General features: G+C 73.0%; 23 protein-coding genes. 13 read left to right on the top strand and 10 right to left on the bottom strand.

Annotated features, from left to right (window positions below; genetic code table 11):
- Positions 1-8 precede the first annotated feature (8 nt).
- Entirely contained in the window at positions 9-677 is a 669-nt protein-coding gene (locus ACIQCJ_RS25260; RefSeq protein WP_391124879.1) for a winged helix-turn-helix domain-containing protein, read from the bottom strand.
- 102 nt (positions 678-779) lie between these two features.
- On the opposite strand from ACIQCJ_RS25260, the gene ACIQCJ_RS25255 reads away from it, so the two are divergent.
- Both ACIQCJ_RS25255 and ACIQCJ_RS25250 read left to right on the top strand, forming a co-directional pair.
- Positions 780-1625 carry a hypothetical protein gene (locus ACIQCJ_RS25255; RefSeq protein WP_402712605.1) on the top strand — a complete coding sequence of 282 codons (846 nt, stop codon included), beginning with the start codon at positions 780-782 and terminating at the stop codon, positions 1623-1625.
- A gap of 109 nt (positions 1626-1734) precedes the next feature.
- Complete coding sequence (locus ACIQCJ_RS25250; protein ID WP_401307397.1) at positions 1735-2865, top strand: sodium-dependent transporter; 1131 nt, start codon at positions 1735-1737, stop codon at positions 2863-2865.
- Here the strand turns inward: ACIQCJ_RS25250 and ACIQCJ_RS25245 are convergent.
- Positions 2828-3568: a hypothetical protein gene (locus ACIQCJ_RS25245; RefSeq protein WP_402712735.1), complete on the bottom strand. Its 741-nt coding sequence runs from the start codon at positions 3566-3568 to the stop codon at positions 2828-2830. The two genes, ACIQCJ_RS25250 and ACIQCJ_RS25245, sit on opposite strands and share 38 nt — an antisense overlap.
- Before the next feature lie 375 nt (positions 3569-3943).
- Positions 3944-6562 carry a polysaccharide lyase family 8 super-sandwich domain-containing protein gene (locus ACIQCJ_RS25240; RefSeq protein ID WP_402712604.1) on the bottom strand — a complete coding sequence of 873 codons (2619 nt, stop codon included), beginning with the start codon at positions 6560-6562 and terminating at the stop codon, positions 3944-3946.
- A 184-nt stretch (positions 6563-6746) separates the two neighbouring features.
- On the opposite strand from ACIQCJ_RS25240, the gene ACIQCJ_RS25235 reads away from it, so the two are divergent.
- Together ACIQCJ_RS25235 and ACIQCJ_RS25230 are read left to right on the top strand one after the other, a co-directional pair.
- Complete coding sequence (locus tag ACIQCJ_RS25235) at positions 6747-7205, top strand: nucleoside deaminase (RefSeq protein ID WP_401307403.1); 459 nt, start codon at positions 6747-6749, stop codon at positions 7203-7205.
- Positions 7206-7304: 99 nt separating this feature from the next.
- Positions 7305-8081 (top strand): GNAT family N-acetyltransferase, encoded by a 777-nt coding sequence (locus ACIQCJ_RS25230; RefSeq protein ID WP_402712603.1) that lies wholly within the window; start codon positions 7305-7307, stop codon positions 8079-8081.
- On the opposite strand, the gene ACIQCJ_RS25225 is transcribed toward ACIQCJ_RS25230, so the two are convergent.
- On the bottom strand, positions 8055-9239 hold the full coding sequence (locus ACIQCJ_RS25225) for a SpoIIE family protein phosphatase (protein WP_391047759.1): 1185 nt from the start codon (positions 9237-9239) through the stop codon (positions 8055-8057). The genes ACIQCJ_RS25230 and ACIQCJ_RS25225 overlap by 27 nt on opposite strands.
- Positions 9240-9429: 190 nt before the next feature.
- Positions 9430-9960 carry a GNAT family N-acetyltransferase gene (locus tag ACIQCJ_RS25220; protein ID WP_391047761.1) on the bottom strand — a complete coding sequence of 177 codons (531 nt, stop codon included), beginning with the start codon at positions 9958-9960 and terminating at the stop codon, positions 9430-9432.
- 22 nt (positions 9961-9982) lie between these two features.
- Between ACIQCJ_RS25220 and ACIQCJ_RS25215 the strand changes: the two genes are divergently transcribed.
- On the top strand, positions 9983-10405 hold the full coding sequence (locus ACIQCJ_RS25215) for a cupin domain-containing protein (RefSeq protein WP_402712602.1): 423 nt from the start codon (positions 9983-9985) through the stop codon (positions 10403-10405).
- Between the two features lie 125 nt (positions 10406-10530).
- Entirely contained in the window at positions 10531-11226 is a 696-nt protein-coding gene (locus ACIQCJ_RS25210) for a DUF2071 domain-containing protein (RefSeq protein ID WP_355335765.1), read from the top strand.
- Between the two features lie 79 nt (positions 11227-11305).
- Here the strand turns inward: ACIQCJ_RS25210 and ACIQCJ_RS25205 are convergent, their stop codons facing one another.
- The 3 genes from ACIQCJ_RS25205 to ACIQCJ_RS25195 form a co-directional block, all read right to left on the bottom strand.
- On the bottom strand, positions 11306-12316 hold the full coding sequence (locus ACIQCJ_RS25205) for an alpha/beta hydrolase (protein ID WP_355334916.1): 1011 nt from the start codon (positions 12314-12316) through the stop codon (positions 11306-11308).
- A 216-nt stretch (positions 12317-12532) separates the two neighbouring features.
- Positions 12533-14740 (bottom strand): alpha-galactosidase, encoded by a 2208-nt coding sequence (locus tag ACIQCJ_RS25200; RefSeq protein ID WP_402712601.1) that lies wholly within the window; start codon positions 14738-14740, stop codon positions 12533-12535.
- A gap of 118 nt (positions 14741-14858) precedes the next feature.
- Positions 14859-16994: a fibronectin type III domain-containing protein gene (locus ACIQCJ_RS25195; protein ID WP_402712600.1), complete on the bottom strand. Its 2136-nt coding sequence runs from the start codon at positions 16992-16994 to the stop codon at positions 14859-14861.
- A 334-nt stretch (positions 16995-17328) separates the two neighbouring features.
- On the opposite strand from ACIQCJ_RS25195, the gene ACIQCJ_RS25190 reads away from it, so the two are divergent.
- The 3 genes from ACIQCJ_RS25190 to ACIQCJ_RS25180 all read left to right on the top strand — a co-directional run bounded on the left by ACIQCJ_RS25190 (position 17329) and on the right by ACIQCJ_RS25180 (position 20647).
- Positions 17329-18483 carry an ROK family protein gene (locus tag ACIQCJ_RS25190; protein WP_402712599.1) on the top strand — a complete coding sequence of 385 codons (1155 nt, stop codon included), beginning with the start codon at positions 17329-17331 and terminating at the stop codon, positions 18481-18483.
- A gap of 172 nt (positions 18484-18655) precedes the next feature.
- The gene (sthA, locus tag ACIQCJ_RS25185; RefSeq protein ID WP_355334926.1) at positions 18656-20059 is read left to right on the top strand and encodes a Si-specific NAD(P)(+) transhydrogenase; all 1404 of its coding nucleotides are present in this window, start codon (positions 18656-18658) and stop codon (positions 20057-20059) included.
- Positions 20060-20164: 105 nt separating this feature from the next.
- On the top strand, positions 20165-20647 hold the full coding sequence (locus tag ACIQCJ_RS25180) for a VOC family protein (protein ID WP_355334929.1): 483 nt from the start codon (positions 20165-20167) through the stop codon (positions 20645-20647).
- Between the two features lie 32 nt (positions 20648-20679).
- Here ACIQCJ_RS25180 and ACIQCJ_RS25175 read toward each other — a convergent pair whose 3' ends face one another.
- On the bottom strand, positions 20680-21309 hold the full coding sequence (locus ACIQCJ_RS25175; protein ID WP_402712598.1) for a TetR/AcrR family transcriptional regulator: 630 nt from the start codon (positions 21307-21309) through the stop codon (positions 20680-20682).
- A gap of 171 nt (positions 21310-21480) precedes the next feature.
- Here ACIQCJ_RS25175 and ACIQCJ_RS25170 point away from each other — a divergent pair, with 171 nt between their 5' ends.
- The 4 genes from ACIQCJ_RS25170 (at position 21481) to ACIQCJ_RS25155 (ending at position 24245) form a co-directional block, all read left to right on the top strand.
- Positions 21481-22143 (top strand): class I SAM-dependent methyltransferase, encoded by a 663-nt coding sequence (locus ACIQCJ_RS25170; protein ID WP_391162647.1) that lies wholly within the window; start codon positions 21481-21483, stop codon positions 22141-22143.
- Between the two features lie 100 nt (positions 22144-22243).
- Positions 22244-23578, top strand: a complete 1335-nt coding sequence (locus tag ACIQCJ_RS25165; protein ID WP_402712597.1) for an MFS transporter — start codon at positions 22244-22246, stop codon at positions 23576-23578.
- 293 nt (positions 23579-23871) lie between these two features.
- Entirely contained in the window at positions 23872-24099 is a 228-nt protein-coding gene (locus tag ACIQCJ_RS25160) for a hypothetical protein (RefSeq protein ID WP_402712596.1), read from the top strand.
- Positions 24096-24245: a hypothetical protein gene (locus ACIQCJ_RS25155; RefSeq protein ID WP_401854398.1), complete on the top strand. Its 150-nt coding sequence runs from the start codon at positions 24096-24098 to the stop codon at positions 24243-24245. Before ACIQCJ_RS25160 ends, ACIQCJ_RS25155 begins: the two co-directional genes overlap by 4 nt.
- Here ACIQCJ_RS25155 and ACIQCJ_RS25150 read toward each other — a convergent pair.
- Positions 24232-25209, bottom strand: coding sequence for a sugar kinase (locus tag ACIQCJ_RS25150; protein WP_402712595.1), 978 nt, complete (start codon positions 25207-25209; stop codon positions 24232-24234). The genes ACIQCJ_RS25155 and ACIQCJ_RS25150 overlap by 14 nt on opposite strands.
- Positions 25210-25278: the final 69 nt, after the last annotated feature.

The following is a 25278-nucleotide window of genomic DNA, read 5'->3' as shown; positions in this document are numbered from 1 at the left end:
GGGCGGCCTCACGCGAACCGGTATCCGATGCCGCGCACGGTGTCGATGCCGCGCGTGCTGCCCGTCTCGCGGAGCTTGCGGCGCAGCCGCGACACGTACTGGTCGAGGGTGTTGTCACTGACCTGGGCGCCGTGCGGCCACGCCGCCCGTACCAGGCTGTGCCGTCGTACGGCGGCGCCGGGCGCGGCCATCAGGCAGGCCAGGATGCGGAATTCGGTGGGGGTCAGGGGTACGGCCGCGCCGCCGTCCGCGGACAGCGCGTGCGTGACGGGGTCCAGGCGCAGTCCCTCGACCTCGCGGGCCGCCACGCGGTTGCCGCGGCGGAGCGCCGCGTGCAGACGGGCGGTCAGCTCGGCCAGGTGGAAGGGCTTGGCGAGATAGTCGTCGCCGCCGGAGGAGAAGCCCGACAGCCGGTCGTGCAGCGCGTCGTGCGCGGTGAGGAAGAGCACGGCGGCCTCGATGCCGACGGCGCGCATGGCCTGGCAGACGTCCCGCCCGTCGGAGTCGGGCAGGCCGACGTCGAGGACGACCGCGTCCACGCGCGGGCCGACCGTACGCAGCGCGCTCGCGCCGTCGGCGGCGGTGAGCACCTCGAAGTCCTCTTCGCGCAGGCCGCGGGCGAGGACGTCGCGCAGTCCGTGGTCGTCCTCGACGATCAGGACGCAGTGGGCGGTCATGGGCCCAGTATTGACGACCGGGCACGTCGGGGAAGGGCCGGGCGGCCGGAGGCGGGGCGGCGCTCAGGTTGTGTTCAGGCGCCGCGTGCCAGCCTGCGCGGCATGACAACGACCATGGAACGCTCGGGCTCCGCGCCCGGGGTGCGCACGATGCTCAACAAGGTGCCGGAAGTCACCGTCTACTTCTGGCTGATCAAGGTCTTGTGCACCACGGTCGGCGAGACCGCGGCGGACTATCTCAACACCAATCTCCACATGGGCCTGACGAACACGACGTACGTGATGTCGGTGCTGCTGGTGGCGGCCCTGGTGGCGCAGTTCCGGGTACGGCGGTACGTGCCGGGCGTGTACTGGCTCGCGGTGGTGCTGATCAGCGTGGTGGGCACCTTGGTCACGGACAATCTGACCGACAACCTCGGGGTGGCGCTGACCACCACGACCGCGGTCTTCGCGGTCGTCCTGGCGGCGACCTTCGCGCTCTGGTTCGCCGTCGAGCGGACGCTGTCGATCCACAGCATCCGCACCCCGCGCCGTGAGGCGTTCTACTGGCTGGCGATCCTGTTCACCTTCGCCCTGGGCACGGCGGCGGGCGACCTGGTCGCGGAGCGGATGAACCTCGGCTACTGGCTCTCCGCGCTCGCCTTCGGCGCGGTCATCGCGGTGGTCGCGCTGGCGCACTTCCGGCTGCGGCTGAACGCCGTGCTCGCGTTCTGGCTGGCGTACATCCTGACCCGGCCGCTGGGCGCGTCCCTGGGCGACTACCTCTCGCAGCCGCGCGCGGACGGCGGTCTCGGCCTCGGCACGGTGGGCACCAGCGCGCTGTTCCTGGCCACGATCCTGGCGCTGGTCGTCTACCTGACCCGGACCCGCAAGGACCAGCGGCCCGCACCGCACACGCCGCTGGACGAGCACGCCCAGCAGGACCGGCGGGCGGCGGAAACCGCCTGATGACGTACCCGGCTGCCACCGTCCTGTCCGCGCTGATACGCGGCCCGCGCCGGTCACCGGCGTCCACCGGTCCCCCGTGCCGTATCGCAGCAGACAGGAACGACAGCCCGTGCGTGCTCCCTTCGTCCCCCGCGCCCTCGCGCGCGTCCAACGGTCCCTGACCTGGCTGATGGCCCTGGCCTACGCCGTCGCGACGGTCGCTCCCGCCGCCGGTCTGTGGCTGCGGCACCTGCGGTGGAGCGTGCCGCGCGGGGTCGGCGTACCGGCCGCCGCGCTGTCGCCGCCCTCGGCGCTGCTGGCGTTCGTGCTGTTCACGGCGGCCCTTCAGGTGCCGGTGCGGCGGCTGCCCGCGCTGGCCAGGCGCCCGGGGGCGCTGATGACCGGTACGGCGGTGAACGCGGCCGTGCCGCTGCTCGTCCTGCCCTTGCTGGCGGGACTGTTGCGGTTCTCGCCCGACACCGACGGCGGCAGCGGGCTGCTGACCGGGATCGCGCTCGTCGGCGCCATGCCGGTGGCCGGGGGCGCGACGGTCTGGGGCGGCCGGGCGGGCGGCAACCACGCGCTGGTGGTCGGCATCGTGCTCGCCTCCACGCTGCTCAGCCCGTTGACCACCCCGCTGACGCTCTCCATGGCCGCCGTCTTCGCGCACGGCCACTACGCCCACGATCTGGGGCGGATGGCCGGTGCGAGCAGCGGCGCCTTCGCGCTGGCCGGGGTCGTCGCGCCGTGCCTGGCCGGGCTGTTGGCGCAGCGGATGACGTCGCGGGAGCGGCGGGACCGCGCGCTTCCCGGTCTGAAGCTGGCCGCGCTGCTGGCGTCACTGCTGCTGACGTACGCCAACGCGTGCGGCGCGCTGGGCGGTCAACTGCGGCACCCGCAGGTGGCGTTCATCGCCGCGTCGGTCGGTGTGGCGGCCCTGGCGTGCCTCGCGGCGCTGGCCGTCGGCTGGGGTCTGGCGCGCGGTCTGCGCAGTGACCGGGCCGACACGGTCGCGATCACGCTGGCCTCGGGGATGAACAACAGCAGCGCGAGCGCGGTGCTCGCGGCGACTCATCTCCCCGCGCATCCGCAGGTGTTGATGCCGGTGCTGGCGTACAGCATCGTGCAGAAATTCGGCGCGGGGGCGGTGGACAGCTTCCTCGGCCCCCGCGCCGCCGCCGGATCCCGGCGGCGGCGCGGGCGACCGCGCGTCACGTCCGGTGCTACGCGCCCGCGTTCGCGGGCAGGTCGCGGTGACTGACCGCCAGGAAGCCCACCAGCGCGGCGATCAGGACGGTGAGCACCAGGCTGACCGGTCCCGTGCCCCAGCCGAGGCCGCCGCGGTGGAGGGGTACGCCCATCCAGTCGGCGAAGGACGCGCCGAGCGGGCGGGTGAGGATGTACGCCCACCAGAAGGCGGCCACCGCGTTGAGCCCGAGGAAGCGGCCCGCGAGCGCCGGTACGGCGATCAGGACGGCGAAGACGACGCCGGAGGAGAAGTAGCCCAGGTGCAGGCTGCCCGCGGTGAGGTCGCCGGCCGCGGTGCCGAGCGCGAAGGTGGTCAGGACGGTCGCCCAGTAGAACGCCTCGCGGCGCGGGGTGCGGACGCTGTGGATGGACAGCGTCCCCTCGCCGGCGTACCAGGCGGTGAGGACGGCCGCGAGGATCAGCGAGAAGGCCACCGTGGAGACCGCGTACGGTACCCCGGCCACCACGTGCACGACGTCGGCGGCCATGGTGCCGAAGACGCTGACCATGACGATCGCCGACCAGTAGATCCACGGCGAGTAGCGCGGCGCGCGGAACTGGGCGACCAGCAGCGCCACCAGGCCGATCAGGCCGAGGCCGCCCGCGACGACCGGGCCGAGCGCGCGGGCCAGGAAGTCCGAGGTCGTCTCGCCCATGCCGGTGGTGAGTACTTTGGTCAGCCAGAACCAGGCGGTCACCTCCGGCACCTTGCTCAGGGCGCCGCCGGCCGCGAGGCCGCTCCGCCCCGTCCGCCGGTGCCGTACGGGACCGGCGCCCGCCGACTCGTACGGCACCGCTCCGACCGTCCGCGCACGCGCGGACCGCTGCTCCACAGGTTGTTCCACAGGACCGCAACTCTCCCGGCGCGCAGGCCGATTCCGCTCTCCGCACAGCACGGCCCCGAGCACGCGCCGACCAGGGCGGCGAGCCCCGACAGGCCGACGACTACACGACTGTAGACGAACGGCATGCGGGCGAATCGGACACGCGGGCGGTCCTCGCTGATCCTTTGCCGACCCCTTACCGGGACCCGCGACGGACAGCGCCCACGGCGGTCGCCGCGGTTCCCGGGGACCGGCCGGGCCAGGCGGTCAGCGCAGCGTGGCCGTGAAGCTGCGGCCGTACGCGTGCCGGGTGGTCACCTCGACGCGGGTGCCGCCGGGCACACGGGAGACGCGCACGCCGTCGTCGGCGGTGACCGCGCGCAGCGGACGGCCCCGGAGGACGAGCGTGATCCGGTCGCGCTGCGTGGTCGGGTCGGCGACGGCGAGGGAGACCACGCCGCGCCGGTCCTCGCGCAGCAGGACGGACGCGGGCCCTTCGACGGAGAGCCGCTCGGCGTGGTGCGAACCCGCGGTGAAGGTGTTGACGGCGAGCAGGCCCAGGTCGCGGTGGCGTATCGCCTGCGCCGCCGTGGAGTTGGCGACCACCGACAGCGGGCCGCGGGCGTACGACCGCAGACGCGTCTCGCTGGCGTGCGGGACCAGGGCGTACGCCACGGAGACCGGCCGCGCTCCGGCGGCCTGCTCGACGCGGACGGCGAAGACCTGCTTGGTCACGGTGGTGTCGGGGTTGGAGGTACGGACGACGCGGCGGCTGCGGGCCACGGTGTCCAGCGCGACGGTGGTGCGCGGTCCGGACCGCCCGTGTCCCCGGTCCGGTTGTCGCCGATCCTCGAAGCCGTCGAGGAAGACGTACCCCACGGCCGTGCCCTGGCCCGCGTCGGCGTAGCGCAGCCAGGCCAGCGGCGCGGTGCCGGTGCCGGACCACGGGGCGCCGTCGCGCAGCCGCCCGGTGAGGGTGACCGGGTCCGCCGGGTCGGCGATCCGGGTGTCGAGCGTCGTGGTCACCGCGCGGCCCGCGCCGTCGCCGACTCCGGCGGCGAGGACCACGATCTCGTCGTCGAGCATGAACCAGGACTTCGTGGCGTCCGCGTTGCGGTAGACGACGAAGTCGTCCGGCAGGAGCCCGGCCCGCTCGGCGGCGTAGGCGGCGTCGTCGGACTGCACGAAGGCGGCCGTCCCGTACGCGCCGAGGGTGGCGCCGCCGGAGAGGGCGTTGGTGGCGCGCGGGAAGTAGACGTAGGTGTTCTGCGACTCGGAGGAGGCGGTGAAGCCCAGCTCCGGGTTGTCGTACCAGGCGGTGCCGTACAGCTCGGGCACGCTGCGCCGGGTCTCGACGGGGGCGGTGACGCCCGCGAGGCCGTAGGGCGACACGGCGGTGAGGTAGTCGATGCCGTAGGCGCGGGTATGGTCCTGGCCGGTGAGATAGAGGTAGTGGGCGCCGTCGCCCTGGAACCACGGCAGCAGATTCTCGCCGCTCATGTACTCGTACTTGCTGATCCTGGCCGAGCTGCGGGCCAGCGCGAAGGCGTAGCCGGGGCGGCGGTGGACGGTCCTGTCCATGGAGTTGAGGGCCGCGTGGTGCGCGGCCGGGACGAGGTCGCGCGCCGGGGCCGAGGTGTCGGCGAGGATGTCGGCGTAGCGGACGACGGTCGTCGGGGAGACGAAGCTGACCGGGTCGAGGGCGGCCCGCGAGGTCTGCCGTACGTAGCGGACGTAACCGGCCAGCGCCGCCGCGTCGTTCGCGGTGGCGTAGGCGGATATTCCGGTGACGGCCTCGACGACGGTGGCGACGTCCGCGTATCCGGTGGTGGTCCTGGAGATCGCGCGACCCTTGACGATCTCGGTCATCCACCCCTCGAAGATCAGCGGGGCGAAGCCCTCGGCGATCCAGCCCTGCACGACGCCGATCAGGTCGTCGCCCTGCACATGGCTGGTGCCGTCGAGCATCCGGACCGTCTGCACGACGCGGCTCAGCAGCCCGGTGCCGTACGAGCCGGTGTAGGCGACGGAGGCGTGCTGGATGAAGGAGCCGTCCGCGTAGAAGCCGTCGGTGACGCCGTGCCGCAGACCGTACGGGTCGATCGTGGCGAAGACCGTCAACTGGTCGGCGACGGCCTTGGACGTGCGGGCGTCGTCGCCGAGGACCGCGCCTTGCAGGATGCGGTTGGTGGTGATGTCGGCGAGGTTGGCGCCGGTGTGGAAGCGCGAGTCGAGGTCGACGTCGCCGTCCTCGCCATTGCGCAGATAGGCGTCCATGGCGGCCACGAACGCGGCGGTGAGGTCGGGCCGGTAGGCGGCGAGGGCGTCCTGGAGGAGCAGCAGCGTCTTGGTGACGTGGGTGGAGATGCCGATCTCCCAGTTGAACCAGTTGCCGTAGTAGCCCTTCGCCTGGTCGCCGTAGTAGCCGTCGTAGAGGAAGGCCAGGCCGTCGATGACGCGCCGCTGCACGGCCACGTCGTCGCGCAGCCCGGAGCCCGGACCGCCGGGCGCGCCGGGTACGCGGGTCGCGAGCGCCGTCTCGTACAGGTACTGGAACGACGTCGTCAGGTTGGTGTCGCTGGTGCCGAGCGTCAGGCCGCCGAAGAGCTGATGCGCTCCTGCCGTGCCCAGCGCGGCCAGCCTGGCGCGGGCGGTCGCCTCGATCGCGGTGAGCTTCGCGGCGACCTCGGGGCGAACGTTGGACTCGGCGGTACCGGCGAAGACCGCCACCGTGTTGGCGACGAGCGCCGCCTGGTCCGCGCTCGCGCTGTGCGCGCCGCCCGCCGGGACCGGGCCGTCCGCGGCTCGCGCGCGCAAGGGTGCGACCAGGGCCGTCAGGCTCGCCGCCGGGACCGAGGAGAGCAGGACACGACGGGATATCGGCACGGCGGCGGCTCCAGGGAAACGGGGACGGAAAGCGCTTGCTGCATTGAAGCAACGCGGGCCACGCCTGTCACTACCCTTGCACGGCGTCCGCGCCGGGCCACGGGGGAAGGGACCGGTTCCGCGCCTCGGGCCGTCCGCCGCCGACGGCATTGCGGCGGTGCTCCCCCGCGGCCACAGTGGGCACATGACTGACGCGGCGGCCCCGGACCCGACAACGATGCTGGCCACGGCCCTGGAGGAGGCCCGCGCCGGGCTCGCCGAGGGCGGCATCCCGATCGGCGCGGCCCTCTTCGGCCAGGACGGGCACGTGCTGGGCCGCGGGCACAACCGCCGGGTGCAGGACGGCGACCCGTCGGCGCACGGCGAGACCTCGGCCTTCCGTGCCGCCGGACGGCTGCGCGGATACGGGCGCACGACGATGGTGACGACGCTGTCCCCGTGCTGGTACTGCTCGGGGCTGATCCGGCAGTTCGGCATCGGCCATGTGGTGATCGGCGAGGCGCGCACCTTCTCCGGCGGCCACGACTGGCTCGCGGAGCACGGCGTGCGGATCACGCTGCTGGACGACCCCGACTGCGTCGCGCTCATGCGGGACTTCATCGCGGCCCGGCCCGAGCTCTGGTACGAGGACATCGGGGAGTGACGGCCGACCGGTCGCGCCTCCCCGAGGCAGCGGTACGGCGCGCGGGCGGCGGGAAATGCGCTTGCGGCGCCGTGACCAGGTGTTCCTAGACTGGGCGGTATGCCCGCTGTCGAGGTCTCCGCCGTCGATCTGCACCGCATCGCGTCCTTCCGCGCCGCCTTCCAGCGGCGGCAGGCCCGGTGCGTCGTCGAGTTCCCCGGCGGCGCGGCGGTCCTCAACGGCGCGTACGCCGCCTCCCACGAGCACAATCAGATCGTCGTGGAGGGACCGGTGGCGGTGGACGAGCTGCCCGCGTTCGCCGACGCCGTACTCGCCCATCTGCCGCACCGCCGGATCTCGGTGCTGGACGACGAGTTCGGTGTGCTGTGCGCGCCGACGCTGCTCGCGGCCGGTTACGAGCACGAGACGGAACTGGTGATGCGGCACTCGGGTCCCGCGCCCGCGCCGGACCCGGCCGCCGAGACCGTCACGCCGCGGGCCCTGCGGTCCGCCGTGCTGCGCCAGACGCGGCAGTGGCTGCCGAAGGCCGACGACGAGGTGCTGCGCCAGCTCACCGACCGCCGCGCCGCCCGGCTGCGGGGCGCGGAGCAGGTGCGTTTCCTGGCGGTCAGGGACGAGCAGGGGGCGGTCGGCGCGTGGACCGACCTCTACCTCGACCCGGCGGAGGGCATCGCGCAGATCGAGGAGGTCGTCACCGCGACCACGCATCAGCGGCGCGGCTACGCGGACGTCAATCTCGCCACCGCCGTGCACCTGGCGGCCGAGTGCCCGCTGCTGTTCCTGATCGCGGACGCGAACGACTGGCCGCGCACCTGGTACGCGCGGCGGGGCTTCACCCCGATCGGCCGCTCACACGTCTTCACCCGCGCCGCGTGAACCGGGTGAGCCGCCGCCTGAGCCGGACGAGCCGTCCGCGCTGCCCGAACCGCGCGAATCGTATGCTCCCGCGCGGGAGCGTACGAGCACGGCGGCGATGTCGTCGTCGAGCTGTCCGTCGCTGAAGCGCAGCAACTCGGCGCGGAGCTGGTCGAGCAGTTCCCTGGGCTCCACGGGCGGTCTGCCGCTCACCCATCGGCGCAGCGAGAAGAAGGCGCCCGTGTCGTCGCGGGTCTCGATGACGCCGTCGGTGTAGAGCAGCAGCCGGTCGCCGCGGACCAGCGGGACGGTGTCCATGCGGTAGTCGGATCCGATCAGCACGGCCATGTTCAGGGGCGGTGACGGGGCGCTCGGATCGAGGGACGTGGCCTGGTCGCCGCGCAGCAGCAGCGGCGGCGGGTGGCCGCAGTTGAGGAGGACGGCGTGGCCGCCGTCGGCCGGGATCTCGACGAACAGGGCGGTGGCGAAGCGCTCGGGCGCGTCGCCGCCGGGGATCGACGCGCTGTAGCGGACCACACTCCTGTCCAGCCTGCGCGCGACCGCCGCGAGGTCGGGTTCGTCGTGGGCGGCGTCGCGGAAGCTGTTGGCGATCGCCCCGGCCGCGCCCGCCGCGTTCAGCCCTTTGCCGCGGACGTCGCCGATGAGCAGGCGTACGCCGTGCGGGGTGTCGGCCGCCGCGTAGAAGTCGCCGCCGATCCGGGCCTCCGCGGCGGCGGCCACGTACAGCGTCTCGACGTCCACGTTCCCGACACGGGGCGGCACCGGGCGCAGGACGACCGCCTGTGCGGTGTCGGCCACCGATCTGACCTGGGTGAGGGTCTCCTCGCGGTGCAGCCGGCTGTGCGCCGCGTATCCGGCCGCGGCGGTGACCACGGCGATCGCCCCGGCCGTGAACAGCATGTTCGGGGAGTCGATGATGAGCGAGTCACCGACCACCACGGCGGTCGCCACTACGCCCAGCGCGACGGTCGGGCGCACCGGCCACATGGAGGCGGCGAGCGCGGGAGCGGCGGGCAGCAGGCGGCTGATCGCGAAGTCGGTCGGAGTGACCAGCGCCACCACTATGATCATCACGGTCAGCAGGAGCGGGGTCAGGAGGACGGGATCCCATCGGACGTCCGGCCACCAGGAGCGCCAGCGGGATCGGATCGTCTTCACACCGTCGAGCATAACGGGGCATATCGGACAATACGTCTTCCCGACCAGGCGGGTCGGCCGCTTCCTGCCGCGTACGCGAGGGCATGTGAACCGCGCCGCGCGGCCGTCCGCCGGTCTCCCCGGCCGACCGGCTGACCGGCCGACTGACCGACTGACCGTACGTCCATGAGCCGGACGCGGTGAGTCCGCCCTACGGGGTCCACTCGTCGGCGAGCAGCCCGAGGACCACCTCGTCGAGGAAGGAGCCGTACACCCAGGCCGCCCGGCGCAGCGTTCCCTCGACACGGAATCCGGCGCGCGTGGCCGCGGTGATCATCCCGGTGTTGTCGGCGAGGGTTTCGAGCTGGATCCGGTGCAGGCCGCGCACGACGAAGCCGTAGTGGCACAGCGCGCGCACGACGTCGGTGCCGAGGCCGCGACCGCGGTAGGCGGGGCGCAGACCGATCCCGAGGTGGGCGAGCCGGTTGTGGGTGTCGATTCCCCACATCGAGGCCGCGCCCGCCAGCTCCCGCGTCCGGGTCTCCACCACGGAGAAGACGACCACCTCCGGAGGAAGCCCGTTCACCGCGTACGGTGAGTCCGCCGTGCCCGGCGATATGGGGCGCCAGGGGCGGGAGTCGGAGCGGGACCTGCCCACCACGTCGTCCTGCAACTCGGCGTGGAGCACCGGGACATCGCTCTCGATCCTGGCCCTGAGCTGGATTTTCTCGCCTTCTATCACCCGGCATTGCTATACCGGCCGCATGCGTCGGTCAACCGAATTCGAGGCCGGCGCCCGCACCCCCGTACCCGTGCTGAAAGAGGTCTCCCCCGTGAAGGACGAACACGAATTCCTCGCCGCCGCGGACATCCCGTGGACCCCGGCGGAGGGCTCGCCGGGCGTCAGCGAGCGCGTGCTGTCCGCCGACCCGGCCGCCGACGGCGCGGAGCTGACCCGGCTCGCCCGCTGGGAGCCGGGGCTCGACACCTCAGCCGCCGGGGTGATCAGGCACGCCTACTACGAGGAGGTCTATCTCCTGGAGGGCGAGCTGGAGGATCTGACCCTGGGGAAGACCTTCGCCAGCGGCCACTTCGCCTCCCGCCCTCCCGGCATGCCGCACGGCCCGTACCGCACGGGCCCCGGCTGTCTGATGCTGGAGATCCGCTACCGCCCGCGCCCGAGCTGACCGGCCGTCCCCCGGAGCCGGGCGGGTGACGCGGCGGTGGCATGCTGGACGGCGTGTCCACCATCCCCGCCGACGCGGAGCCGATCGTGGCCGAGGCGCCGCCCGGCGCCGCGGCCGAGCCGCTGATGACGCAGTGGTGGCTGGACCTGGCTTTCGTGCACTGGCCGGTGGAGCCTGGGCTGGTGGCACCGCTGCTGCCGCCGGGCGTACGGCCCGACACCCTGCACGGCGTCACGTACGTGGGTCTGGTCGCCTTCCGCATGCGCCGGGTCGGCTGGTTCCGGCTGCCCGGTGTGCCGTATCTGGGCACCTTCCCCGAGACGAATGTGCGGCTGTACTCGGTGGACGAGCGGGGGCGGCGCGGTGTGGTGTTCCGGTCGCTGGACGCGTCCCGGCTGATACCGGTCGTCGTGGGCCGGGGCGTCTTCCGGCTGCCCTATCTGTGGTCGCGGATGTCGGTGCGCCGGGACGCCGACACCATCACGTACACCAGTTCCCGCCGCTGGCCGGGGCCGCGCGGCGCGCGGGCCTCGCTGAGCGTACGGATCGGTGAGCCGGTGGCGGAGCCCACGGAACTCGAACACTTCCTCACCGCCCGCTGGGGCATGCACAACGCCTTCTTCGGGCGGCCGGTGTATCTGCCCAACGCCCATCCGCGCTGGCCGCTGCACCGCGCCGAGCTGCTGTCCCTGGACGAGGACGTGGTGACGGCCGCCGGTCTGGCCCGGCCGCTGGGGGACCCGGTCAGCGTGCTGTACTCCCCCGGCGTCCCGGTCCGCTTCGGCCTGCCGAACAAGCCCGCGGGCATCCCGACCCCGTAGCGCGGGTCCCCTGCCCTTTCGGACTCCCGTCACCGCCGGTCATCATCGCCGGGCTTTACAGTCGCTCATACCGCCGGTCTTACGGTCGGCCGCGCCAGGCCACGGCCGGTTCCCGGAGCGTGCCGGCCGCGGCCGACTCGGGGGCGCTGCAGTACGGCAGGTCGTCCAGCGGGTGGCCGGCGCAGAAGCGGGTGACGAGGTCGGCGAAGTCCGCGATCCGCTCGACCGGCGCGAGGTGGTCGGTCTCATCGATGGTCAGGAAGGTGGCCGCGCGCAGCACCGCGGCGACCTCGCGGCCCATCTCCGGGGTGCACAGCGTGTCGTACTCGCCGGTGACGACCAGGCTGGGCACCGCGGGTACGGGCTCCGGCCGGTACCACTCGTGCCGCATCAGCCGCTTGTTGTGCTCGGCGGACTTCCGCAACTGCTCGGCGTCCTGGCCGATCAGACCGCCGTACACCAGGCGGGCGACGGCCGCGTGCTTGCGTACCCGGCCGGTGCCGGGCGGGGACATGAAGCGGTCGGTGAGCTCGCGGGCGATCCGGTCGGTCTCGCCACGGTCGATCATGCCGTCCCAGCGTTCCATGGCCGCCGCGTAGTCCGGCGGGATCCGGGTCGTCATGCCGACGAAGAACAGCCGCTCGACCCGCGCCGGGTAGTGCTGGGCGAAGCGCAGGCCGACGGCGCCGCCGAAGCAGGCCGCGACGAGGTTGACGGCGGGCACGACCAGTTCGTCCAGCAGATGCCGGACGACGGCGGCCAGGAAGTCGATGCCGTAGAACGCCGGGAGGAAGTCGGCGGTGCCGTAGCCCGGCAGGTCGACGGTGATCACGTCGGCCGCGGTGCCGATCCGCTGCTCGTGCCGCATCCACGAGTGCCGGTCCTGGGAGGAGCCGCCGAGGATCAGCAGGGGGGCGTCGACCGGCCGTTCGTGGTGCCTGATCCGGCAGGTGTACCGGAAGCCCTCGTACTCCAGATGCCACTCACTGATCCGGGCGAATGGCCGCGCCGTGGCGCCGTCGCTCTGGGCGGGCACCGGGCCGGGCAGGCAGGCGGTCGGCTCCTCGCGGGCGGCGGTGGCGAAGGACAAGGGGACTCCAGGGTTCGATGGCGGGCATCGACTCCTGCCTAACAGGGCGAACCGCCTCCGTGCGGGTCCGTGACCCGTTCGAGGGCGGTTCGCCGTGCCGCCTGCGCCGGTGGATTCGACATTCGTACACCTGGGGTACGAATGCCTCCCCCAATGGGCTCCCCCGGTCCGTACGCCCGTCGGCCGGCCGGTCCGCCGGTCCGCCGGTCCGCCGGGTCAGGGTGCCGTGCGCACCTCGATGAGCATCGCGTGCTCCGGGTCGAGCGTGGGCATGGGGATTCCCGCCGTGGCCAGGACGGCGCCAGGCAGCGGCAGCCAGCCCTCGAGGGCGCGGGCCAGCCACGGCGGTGCGGTCGTCTGGTGGAAGGAGGGCAGGCCGATCTCGGTGCGGACGCGGACCTGGTAGGCGATGGCGGGGTCGAGGCCCGGCAGCCGGACGCGGCCCGACTGGCCCTCGGGCGAGGTGGCGATCCTGGCCCACGCGTACAGCGCGGCCGAGCCGTCGGCGGCGACGACGCCGTGCAGCAGGACGGCGCCGCCCGCGAGGTCGGCGCGGACCACCCGTCCCGAGTGCAGCAGCGGGCGCTGCTCGCGGTAGAGCGCGGACCAGTGGGTGAGCCGGGCCAGCTCCTCGGGGGTGCAGCGGCTGAGGTCCTGCTCGATGCCCGCGTGGCCGAACAGGGCGGTGGCCATCCGGAAGGTGTCGGTGCCGGGACGGCTCGTGGTGTGGCTGGGCGTGGGGCCGACGTGCGCGCCGAAGAGTTCCGGCGGCAGCAGCTGGCCGGTCCAGCGCTGGATGGTCTGCCGTTCCACCGGGTCGTTGCAGTCCGAGGCCCACACCCGGTCGGTACGGGCGAGGATGCCGAGGTCGATCCGGCCGCCGCCGCTGGCGCAGCTCTCGATCTCCAGGCCCGGGTGGCGGGCCTTGAGCGCGTCGATCAGCCGGTACAGCGCGAGGACCTGGGCGCGGCTTCCGGGCCGGTCCAAGCCGCCGGGGCCGCGCTCGACCGCCTCGTGCAGCTCGCGGTTGTGGTCCCACTTCAGGTAGCCGATCCCGTACCGGCCGACGAGGGTGTCGAGCGAGGTGAGCAGGTACTGCCAGGCGTCCTCGTTGGCGAGGTCGAGCGTGTACTGGTGGCGGGAGCTGGGTCCGAGGCCCGCCGAGGGGCCGAGGATCCAGCCCGGGTGCTCGCGGGCGAGGTCGGAGTCGAGGTTGACCATCTCCGGCTCGACCCACAGGCCGAATTCCATGCCGAGGGAGCGGACGTGGTCGGCCAGCGGGGTCAGGCCGTCGGGCCAGACGGTCGCGTCCACCGTCCAGTCTCCGAGGCCCGCGGTGTCGTCGCGGCGGCCCTTGAACCAGCCGTCGTCCAGGACGAAGCGCTCGACGCCGACCTCGGCGGCCCGGTCGACCAGCCGCAGCAGCCGGTCCAGGTCGTGGTCGAAGTAGACCGCCTCCCAGCTGTTGAGGATCAGCGGGCGCGGGGTGGCCGGGTGGGTGGGGCGGGCGCGCAGCAGGGTGTGGAAGCGGTCGGCGAGCCCGTCGAGGCCCGCGTCGGACCAGGCGAACCAGCAGACCGGGGAGGTGTACGACTCCCCCGGTGCCAGCCGTACCTCGCCCGCGCGCAGCAGTTCGCCGCCGCCGAGCACCACGGCGTGGTCGCTGCCCGCGCCTTCCGGCAGCCGCTCGACGAGATACCGCTGGTCGCCGCTCCACCCGACGTGGAGGCCCCACACTTCGCCGTCCCGGAAGCCGAAGCCGGGCACGCCGACGGTCAGCAGGTACGGCGAGTCGACGCCGGGCTTGCCGCGCCGGACCTCGCGGACGTACGAGCCGTAGTGCAGCGGGCGGCGCTGCGGGGAGCGTTCCCTGCTCCACTTGCCGGTGAAGTCCAGTACCTCACCGGCGCGTTCGGGCAGCGGCAGCAGCAGGCCGAGCGCGGACAGGTCGTACGGCGCCGGGTCCGTGTTGGAGCCCGCCGCCTGCCCCGCGGTCAGCTCGGCGTGCACCCCGAGCACGCCCGACGGCTCCAGGCGGTAGGTGACGGTGACGGCCAGGTCGCTGACCTCGTCCCGCAGGCGGATCACCAACTCACCGCCGCCGCCGGGCACTTCGCGCTGCTCGGCGCCGGTCAGGGACGGCCGCGGGGTGGTCGCCGTGCCCGCCCGGTGGCCCTGCTGGGCGGGGCTGCCGGACCAGCCGTCGGCCTCGGTGGGCCAGACGGTGAACCGGCGCGGGACGTCGAGGGAGTTGTTGAGCACCGCGCCCTCGGCGGTCAGGCTCAGCGCGGCGAGGTCGGCGTCCGAGAGATCGCCAAGGTCGGCGCCCCAGTGCAGGACTCTGGGCACCGGCTCGCCGAGCTCCACGACGAGGGCGGCGCCTGCCGCGCGCAGGGTGACGATCCGCGCGGGGATGGTGGTCATGAATGAGTCCTTTCCGCAGGTCCGGTGACCATCATCGTCATCGGGCACCAGGGCGCCGCCGGTGGGGTGCGGCAGCCGTGGCGGCTGCCGCGCCCCAACCGCGGGACGGCGACCGGGGTCAGACGGTGACGCGGTCGACGTCCGAGGCGTAGTCGGCCGGGTTGCCGAAGGTGACGGTGTTGTCGCCCGCCTTCAGGTGGACCGGTACGGTCACGGACCGCGCCACGCCCCAGTTGTTGTCGTTGCCGCCGGGCAGCGGGAGCTGGAACGACGAGCCGCCCGCGGTGACCACGGCGGTGCGGCCGGAGGACCCGTCCGCGTAGCCGAGCGTGAGGAGGTAGGTGCCGTCCTTCGGCGCTGTCACATGGTTGATGGCGACCGCGCTGTCCCCGCCGAGGTTGCCGACTTTCTTTCCGCCGGAGCAGGCGGCGCAGTCGGTGATGCTCGCGTTTCCGGTGAGGGTGTTGGCGGGGGCTTCCGCTTCGTAGGTGACGCGTCCGCCGGGGGCGGGGGTGGTGACCGGAACCGGTTTGCCGGGCGCGGAGTGGCGTCCCTTGGCGTCGTGGGCGGTGACGGTGAAGGTGTAGCCGGTGGCGGGGGTGAGGCCGGTGACGGTGGCGGAGGTGGTGCCGGTCGAGGTGGCCTTGCGGCCGTTGACGTACACGTCGTATCCCGTGGTGGCGGGGCCGGTGTTCACCGGGTTCCAGGCCAGGGAGACGGTGGTGGCGGTGGACGCGGTGCCGTGGACGCCGAGGGGGGTGCCGGGGGCGGGGGTCTTCTTGGCGGGGGTGAGGGTGAACAGGCGGGAGCCGTGCGGGGGCAGGTTCTTCGTCAGGTGGCCCGAGGCGCTGCCGAGGCCGGTGCGGCTCCACAGGTCGCGGACGGCGGCCTTGCCGGTGATGCCGAGGTCGGCGAAGTCCGCGGTGACGTCGGCGGGTGCGCTGCCGAGGTTGAACAGGGCGACGGTGTACGTTCCGTCGGTGTTGCGGGCGTACCAGACCTGCTGGTCGGTGGCCTGGCTGACGGGCCTGGCGGGGTTGCCCGCCTGGTCGACCGCGATCACCTCGTCATTGGTGAGGAGTTTCAGGCCGTAGGGGTCGAGTCGGGTGAGGTCGTCGCCGGAGTACAGCGGTGCGGACTCGACCGCCCACAGCGTCATGTAGGTCTGCCGTTCGGCGTCGGTGAGGCCGTCCATCGCGCCTGCGCCGACGTCGAGCGAGTCGAGGTTGTTCCAGTGGCCGGGGCCTGCGTCGTCGATCCACTGGACGACGTCGTTCCACCGCTGCTTGACGGAGTTGTCCCAGGTCACCAGCGTGTCGCAGTAGCACTCCACGTCGGTGTCGACCCGCCACCCGTTGGAGTTCCGCTTCCACACGTCCGCCCGGTCATGACTCAACGACCAGGACACCGTGAACTGCATCGGACGGCCGGTCTTCTGGAGCGCGGCGTGCCATGCCTGGACGTCGGGGATGTTGTCGTGGGCCGCGTCGCCCTGGTTGGAGCCGGGGCCGACGCCGTCGACCTTGAGGAAGTCCACGCCCCAGCCCGCCAGTTCGGCCGCGACGGAGTCGATGTACTTCGCGGCGCACGGGCTGGAGAAGTCCATCTGGTAAGAGACGTTGTCCCAGCCGCTGGTCTTGCGCAGGTCCGGGTAGACGATGTCCTTGGTCGTACAGCCCGGTGCCCCGTAGATCGGCGACTTCCCGTCGTTGTACGCGTCGAAGTAGAGCCCGACGGCCAGATAGGCGCCGAATTTCAGGCCCTTGGCGTGCACGTAGTCCGCCAGGCCCTTCAGTCCGTCGGGGAACGTCGTGGCATTGGGCATCGGGCGGCCGTAGTGGTCGAAGCCGCCGACCCAGCCCGAGTCGATGTTGATGTACTCGTAGCCGTGGGACTTGAGCTTCTTGGCCACCACATCGGCCTGCTGCTTCACATGCGCCTCGGTCAGCCAGCTCATCCCGCCGTAGCCGGGGAAGTTGGTCGACTCCAGGCTCCAACTGCTCCAGCCCATGTACGGCTTGGCGGCCAGGACCGAGGACGGAGCGGGGGCGGGGGCGGCTCGGGAGACGGCGGCTTGTACGGACTCGGGTGCGGAGCCGGGCGCGGCAGCGGGCGCCGACGCGGACGCCGGTACGGCGAAGGCCGCGATCAGTGCTCCGGCCGCCAGCAGGGCGGGGAGGACGGCGTTCCGGGCGCCGCCTCTGGCGCGGGCGGCACGGGCGCTGAGGCGTACGGGTCCATCGGAAGGTGCCATGACTGCTCCATCTCGGCACCGTGCGCGGGCACGGCGGGGCCGGGTGACGAGGAGGGTTGGTTGGCGTGGACGCCTGCGCTCGCGGGGCGGTCCGAGGGGACGCCGCCCCGTGCGCGGGCCGCGGCCGGAGGGGAGGAACGCCGGTCGCGCTCCTGCCGTTCGGGGCCGTCCCGGACCCCGTTCGGCTGTGGAGTGCGGCGACTGTAGCCAGAGTTTCCTTCCAGCGTCAACATAGTCACCACCTGGTTTCCCGGCGGATTCTGTGAATCCTGTGCACCCCTCGCGCCACTCTCGCCCTTCCCTTACCTTCCGGCGGAAAGGTAGGGTCGGAGACGTGACTCCCGCCGATCAGCCGCCCGCCGCCGCCCTGGTGTTCCAGACCCTGCTCGCCCACGGGCCGCTCACCCGGGCCGAGGCCGGCCGACGTACCGGCCTGTCCGCGGGGGCCGTCACCAAAGTGACGGCGCCGCTGCTGAGCGACGGCTGGATCACCGAGCTGAGCACCCCGGCCCCGAAGCGGGCGACCGGCAGACCCGCCACGCTGATCGCGGTACGCCCGGAGCGGGCCCGCTTCATCGGCGTCAAGGTGACCGCGGACGAGCTGATCGGCGTACTGGCCGATCTCACGGCCAAGCCGCTCGTCGCACGCCGGGTCACCCTCGACTCGCGGGATGTCGGCACCGTGGTGCTGGCCATCGCCCGGCTGGTCAAGCGGCTGCGCGCGGCGGCCGGGCCCGCGCACGGCGAGGACGTGCACAGCATCGGCGTGACCATCTCCGGCGACGTCGACGGGCAGACCGGCATCGTGCAGTACTCGCCGTTCCTCAACTGGCGCCGGGTCGCGCTGGCCCGGCTCGTCGAGACCGCCACCGGCACACCGACGGTGATCGAGAACGACGTACGCGCGCTGACCGTCACCGAGCAGTGGTTCGGCGCGGGCGCGGGCCTGGACTCGTTCGCGCTGATCACCGTCGGCGCCGGGATCGGCTGCGGACTCTCCATCCGCGGGCGCGTGGTGTCGGGGGCGCACGGCGTGTCGGGGGAGGTCGGCCACCTGCCGGTCGGCGGCACCGAGCGGACCTGCACCTGCGGCAACACCGGCTGTGTGGAGGCCGTCGCGTCCACGCACGCCATCACCGAGCAGGCCAGGCAGGCCACGGGGAATCCGGGGCTGACGATGACCGAAGCGGTACGGCTGGCGCACGCCGGGGACGAGGCGGTCCGCGCCGTGTTCTCCCGCGCCGGGCACGCGCTCGGCCTCGCCATCGCCTCGGTCGCCAACCTGATCGGTCCCGAGCGGATCATCATCTCCGGCGAGGGCGTGGCGACCTACGACCTGTTCGCCGACCAGATCCGCGAGACCTTCGCCGCCCAGGCGTTCGGCGCCGCCGCCGAGTGCGATCTGCTGCTGCGCCCGCTGCCGTTCGAGGAGTGGGCGCGCGGCGGCGCGGCCGTGGCGGCGCAGCACCTCTTCGCGCCGGTCAAGTAGCCGGTCGGGTTACGGGTCGGGGAACCGGGCGAGCAGCGGTTCGGGGAACGGGGCGGGCAGCGGGCGGGGCGGCCGGTCACGTAGCGGACCGGCGGCAGCGCGACTACGGCCGCGGGCGGCCCTGTTCGGCAAAGCCTTCCGGGGCGGGCCGCCGACTGTCACACTCGCTGGTGTGCCCGACTTCGACGTGTTGGTGATCGGTTCAGGTCCTGGTGGTCAGAAGGCGGCCATCGCGGCGGCCAAGCTCGGACGGCGGGCGGCGGTGGTGGACCGCGCGGACTCGCTGGGCGGGGTGTCGATCCACACCGGCACGATCCCGTCCAAGACGCTGCGGGAGGCGGTGCTCTACCTCACCGGCCTCAACCAGCGGGATCTGTACGGCCAGAGCTACCGGCTCAAGGAGGACATCACCGTCGCGGACCTGACCGCGAGGACGCAGCATGTGGTCGGCCGCGAGGTCGATGTGATCCGCAGTCAGCTCTCCAGGAACCAGGTCGCGCTGCTCTCCGGCACCGGGCGCTTCGTCGACCAGCACACCGTCGCGGTGCGCGACGCGGTCGGCCAGGACCGGCTGGTGACGGCCGAGCACATCGTGATCGCCACCGGCACCCGGCCCGCGCGCCCGGCGAGCGTCGAGTTCGACGACCGTACGGTGCTGGACTCCGACAGCGTCCTCAGCATGGAGCGGGTGCCGCGGTCCATGGTGATCGTCGGCGCCGGGGTCATCGGCATGGAGTACGCGTCGATGTTCGCCGCCCTCGGCAGCAAGATCACCGTGGTGGAGCAGCGCGAGGGAATGCTGGACTTCTGCGACGCCGAGATCGTCGAGGCGCTCAAGTACCACCTGCGCGATCTCGCGGTCACCTTCCGCTTCGGCGAGACGGTCGCGGCGGTCTCGCGGCACGAGCGCGGCACCCTGACCGTGCTGGAGAGCGGCAAGAAGATCGCCGCGGACGCGGTGATGTACTCGGCGGGACGGCAGGGTCTGACCGACGAGCTGGACCTCGACAAGGCCGGTCTGCAAGCCGACAAGCGCGGCCGGATATCGGTGGACGAGCACTTCCGCACCGCGGTCCCGCACATCTACGCCGTCGGTGACGTCATCGGCTTCCCCGCGCTGGCCGCGACCTCGATGGAGCAGGGCAGGACCGCCGCGTACCACGCCTGCGGCGAACCCGTGCACGCGATGCGGGACGGCCAGCCGATCGGCATCTACACCATTCCCGAGGTCAGCTTCATCGGCCGCACCGAGGACCAGCTCACCGACGAACTGGTGCCGTTCGAGGTGGGTGTCTCCCGCTACCGCGAGCTGGCCCGCGGCCAGATCATCGGTGACGCGCACGGCATGCTGAAACTGCTGGTCTCGCCGGAGGACCGCAAGCTGCTCGGCGTGCACTGCTTCGGCACCGGCGCCACCGAGCTGATCCACATCGGCCACGCCGTGATGGGCTGCGGCGGCACCGTCGACTACCTCGTGGACGCCGTCTTCAATTACCCGACGCTCGCCGAGTCCTACAAGGTCGCGGCGCTCGACGTCACCAACAAGATCCGGCAGATCGACCGGCTGGGGGACTGAGCCGCGCGGGTGCTGTGTCGCCGATGAGTTTTCGGCGGGCGGCCGGTCATAAAGGTGAACGGCGGCGCTCGGGCGCCGACGACAGCCTGACGCGAGGAGACCGCGATGCCCCGGATCACCCCCAACCTCTGGTTCGACACCGAGAGCCAGGAAGCCGCCGAGTTCTACGTCTCGGTCTTCCCGAACTCGCGGATCACCGACACCACCTACTACGGCGAGGCCGGTCCGCGCGAGGCGGGCACCGTACTGACCGTGGCGTTCGAGCTGGACGGCCAGCCGTACATCGCGATCAACGGCGGCCCCGAGTTCCCCTTCACCGAGGCCGTCTCGCTGCTGATCACCTGTGAGGACCAGGCCGAGGTCGACCACTACTGGGCCCGGCTCACCGAGGGCGGCGGCTCCGAGGGCCCGTGCGGATGGCTCAAGGACAAGTACGGGCTGTCCTGGCAGGTCGTCCCCACCGGCATGGTGGCGATGCTGAACGACCCCGACGCGGAACGCGGCCAGCGCGCGATGAAGGCGATGCTCGGCATGAAGAAGATCGACCTGGCGGCGCTCAAGGCCGCCGCCGACGGCACCGGAGCCTGAGGGACGCCGACGGGAGGACGTACCACGCGCCGCTAGGAAGCGCCGTCCGACGCGGGACGGGCACGGGGGTGGCGGCGCAGGAAGTCGTCCACGAGACGGTCGGTGAAGTCCCGGTCGACCGGGTCCCCGGTCACCAGGACGCGGTGGTAGATCGGCCCCACGAGCCGGTCGACCTCGGCCGTCAGGTCGAGACCGGCGGGGAGTTCGCCGCGGCCCACCGCGTTCTCCAGCGGGAGCCGGTCGCGGCGGCGCTGCTCGTCGAGATAGCGGGCGCGCAGCACGGCCGCGAACTCCGGGTCGTGCTGCGCGTGCCCGAGCAGGGCCCGGAAGACCGCGCCCGCGTCTGACGCGGTGAGGAAGCCGGCCAGCAGGCCCAGGTGCTCGCGGAGATCGGCGCCGAGATCGCCGTGGTCGGCCGGGGCGAGGGCTTCGGCGGCGTCCTGGAGGAAGGCGTCCAGAAGGATGTCGGTCTTGGTGTTCCAGCGGCGGTAGATGGTCTGTTTGGCGACCCCGGCCCGCGCCGCGATGCCCTCGACGGTGACACCGGCGAAGCCCTTCTCGACCAGGAGGTCGTCGGCGGCTTCCAGTACGGCCATCCGCGCCTGCTCGCTGCGCCCGTGCCGGTTGCCGTGGTGCCGCGCCGTCCGGTCGGCGTCAGCCACGGCGCCCCCCGCACCCTCCGTGCCGTCCGCACCCTCAGCGCCCCCCGCGCTCTCGGCGCCCCTGGCGCCGTCGGCGACCGAACTCCCTCGCTCCATGTCTGCATCCTCCGGGTCCCGGGGTAGGTCGGCAACTTCTAGACGCAACGCAACGGTGCGTCTACCCTAGAGCCCATGACAGCCACCAGCACCCTCCGCGACCCCCGGGTCGTCTCCGCCCTGACCGCGATGTTCGACCGGGCCGCGCAGGACGACGCGACCCGCCGCCGTATCCGGGCAGCGTGGCCCGACGGCTTCGCCCCGGCGACGCCGCGGGAGTTGGCCGACGCCAACGCCGAGGTGTACATGCCGATCTCGGCCGACGGCGGAAAACTCCTGTACAGCCTGGTCCGGGCCGTCCGTCCGGCCACCGTCGTCGAATTCGGCACCTCCTTCGGGATCTCCACCCTCCACCTGGCCGCCGCGGTGCGCGACAACGGCGCGGGGCGGGTGATCAGCACCGAACTGAGCGCGGACAAGGCCGCCGCGGCCCGCGCGACCTTCGCCGAGACGGGTCTCGACGGACTGGTCACCGTCCTCGAAGGCGACGCCCGCGACACCCTCGCCGAGCTGTCAGGTCCAGTGGACTTCCTGCTGCTCGACGGCTGGAAGGACCTCTGTCTGCCCGTCCTGCGGCTGCTCGAACCGCGCCTCGCGCCGGGCACCCTCGTCGTGGCCGACGACGTGGACCTCACGGACCTGGCGCCGTATCTCGACTACGTCCGCGATCCGCGCAACGGCTACGAGAGCGTCACCTTCCCGGTCGAGGACGGCATGGAGATCAGCTGCCGCCTGTGAGCCGCGGCGGCAAAGGGCCCGGCAGGACGAACGGCCGGGCAGGGGCCCCCGGCGGACGGCAACGGGAAGAGGGCCGCGGCGGCCCGGAAAGCAGAGGCGGATGAAAGGCGACGCCGTGGAGCGCGCGGAGCAGCCGAGCCCTCGCGGAGCGCGGCGGCTGCTCGCCGACCACGCCATCGACACCCGCCCGCTGGCCCTGCCCGCCTTCCGGCGGCTCTTCATCGGCCAGGGCACGTCGTTCGTCGGCTCGATGCTCACCCAGATCGCGGTGCCGGTCCAGGTCTTCCGGATCTCGCACTCGTCGCTGGCCGTCGGCATGGTCGGCTTCGCCGGTCTGGTGCCGCTGATCGTCTTCGGCCTCTACGGCGGGGCCGTCGCCGACGCCGTCGACCGCAGGACGCTGTATCTGTGGTCCTCGCTCGGCACCTGGACGGTGACGCTGGCGCTGCTCGCGCAGACGCTGCTCGACCTGCGCAATGTCGGGCTGATCCTCGCCCTGGTCGCGACGCAGTCGGCCGGGTTCGCGATGGCCAGTTCCGCGCGCGGCGCGATCGTGCCGCGCATCGTCGAGCCCGGCCTGATCCCCGCCGCGAACACCCTCAACTACGTGATCGGCACGGTGGGCGAGGTGGTCGGCCCGCTGATCGCCGGTGTTCTCGTCACCGTCCCGCACGGCTTCGCGTACGCGTACGGCGCGGACGCCGTGCTGTTCACGGCCGCGCTGCACTCCACGCTGCGGCTGCCCCGACTTCCGCCGGACGGCTCCGCGGCCCGCCTGGGTCTGCGGTCGGTACGGGACGGGCTGTCCTTCATCGGCGGGCGGCCGGTGCTGGTGATGAGCTTCTTCGTGGACATCTGCGCCATGACGCTGGCGATGCCGCGGTCGCTGTTCCCCGCCGTCGCGGACGCCCGCTTCGGCGGCTCGGTCGGACTGCTCTACTCCGCCATCCCGATCGGCTCCGTCCTGGCCGGGTTCGCCAGCGGATGGATCGGCCGGATCCGGCGGCAGGGCGTGGTGCTCACCGGCGCCGTGCTGGTGTGGGGCGCCGCCGTCGCCGTCTCCGGCCTGGCCCGGCAGCTCTGGCTGGTCGTCCTGTTCCTCGCCGTGGCCGGCGCGGCCGACCTGATCAGCGCGGTCCTGCGCCAGACGCTCCTCCAGACCTACGCCCCCGACGAGATGCGAGGCCGTATGCAGGGCGTCCACACCGTCGTCGTCGCCGGCGGCCCCCGGCTGGGCGACCTGCGCGCCGGTACCATGGCCGCCGCGCTCGGCGCCGGGCTGTCCTGGACGATCGGCGGCCTCGCCTGCGTGGCGGTCGTGGCACTCGCCGCGCCGCTGGCCCGCTCCTTCTGGCGCTACGACTCCGGCGCCCCGGCCCCGGCGGCCGACCCCGCGAAGGACACCGGCCCGCTGCGCGAGCAGACCGCCCCCTGACGGCTCACCAGCCGGTGCGCCCCGCCGGGTACATCCGCTCGCATCAGCTCTTTGCACCAACCCCATTCGCGCCAGTCGGCACACTCCCCTCGCGGCGCCGGATCTGTCATCGTCGACTTGTCAGCGCACGAACAGAAATGCGCTCCAGCGGACCCACAACCAGACATGACCCGACGTCGAACCGACGCCGTGGTCTCGAGCGCGGTTCGAGGTCCTCTCCCCCACGCTGATCCGCACCGCGTACGCGGGCGACACCGCGTTCCTGGACGCGCCGACCTTCAACGCCGTCGGCCGTGACGGCTTCGGCGGCGCCCCGTTCACCCAGCGGGTTCTCGCGCGCGTACGGCTCACTCCAGACCGGCGGCTACGGCGGCAGGGCCGGGCTCGTGACCGGGCCGTGGGCCGACAAGCGCACCACCGTGTACTTCACCGGTGACACCCGCTCGAGCGAGGCGCTGCTGCCGTACACGTACACCCTGGCCGAGGAGGCTCGGAGGCCCGGTGTGCCGGTGTGCCGGTGACCAACGCCACCGCGCCGAAGTCCGTGACCGTGGACGGCGTCCCGGTGGCCAGGAGCGCCTGGGCGTGGGACGCCGCCGCCGGGAAGGTGACCGTCACCGTTCCGCAGAGGTCCGTGCGTCAGCAGGTCACCGTCAACTATCGGTGACGCCGCCCGGGGACGCCGCCGAGGCCCACCGCGCCTCGGTGGCGTCCAGCAGGTGTGCGATACGGGCGGGGTCCGGCAGCGGGCCGTGATCGCCGGGGACCCGCAGGGCCGCGCCCGCGGTGACATGGCCGAGGCGCAGCGCGCGGACGGGCGGCTCGCCGCGGAGCAGGCCGGTGAGGAATCCGGCGGCGAAGGCGTCGCCCGCGCCGACGGGTTCCACGACCTCGACGGCGCGGGCGGGCACGGTGTGCGCCGTCGCGCCGTCGAAGGCGGTCGCGGCGCGGGCGCCGTCCTTGACCACCAGCACACGCGGGCCCGGCAGCAGGGCGCGTACGTCGGCGGCGTCGGCGATGTGCGCGCCCCACAACTCCTGAGCCTCGTCCAGGCCGACGAAAGTGATGTCCGCGCGGTCGGCGAAGTCGCGCAGGACGCCGGGCGCCGCGCCGTCCGGCCAGAGCGCGGGCCGGTGGTTGACGTCGAAGCTGACCGGCAGCGGGCCGCGCAGCGCCGCGTCCACCAGGTCGCGGCAGGAGTCCGACAGCGCCGCCGTGACGCCGGTCAGGTGCAGCAGCCCCGCGGTGCGTACGGCCTCGGCCGCCAGCGATCGCGGCCCGAGCGCGGACGCGGCCGACCCCCGCCGGTAGTAGTGCACGCGGGTGCCCTGCCCGCCGGGGCTCTTCACCATCACCCCGGTCGGCCGCCCCGTGTCGGTCTTGACGCCGCCGACGTCCACCCCGCACGCCGCGACCTCGGCCACGATCCGCCGCCCGAACGGATCGTCACCGACCGCCGACACCCACCGGGCCTCCACCCCGTGGTCGGCCAGATACATCGCCGCGTTCGACTCCGCCCCGGCGACCTCCACCCGCAACCGCCGGGCCTCCGCGAGCGTTTCACCGGTCTCCGGCACCATCGCGACCATGGTCTCCCCGAGGCAGGCGACGGGCCCGCCGATCCGGATCACGGCAGTCTCCTCGCGGGGGTACGGCGCGGGCCCCGTCCGGTCATGGCGAGTGACGGCGCCGGGCGCTGC

The sequence above is a fragment of the Streptomyces sp. NPDC093221 genome (genome assembly GCF_044753885.1).
GTDB lineage: Bacteria > Actinomycetota > Actinomycetes > Streptomycetales > Streptomycetaceae > Actinacidiphila.
Note: the sequence above shows the minus strand (reverse complement) of the source record. Positions and strands in the feature narration are given on the sequence as shown.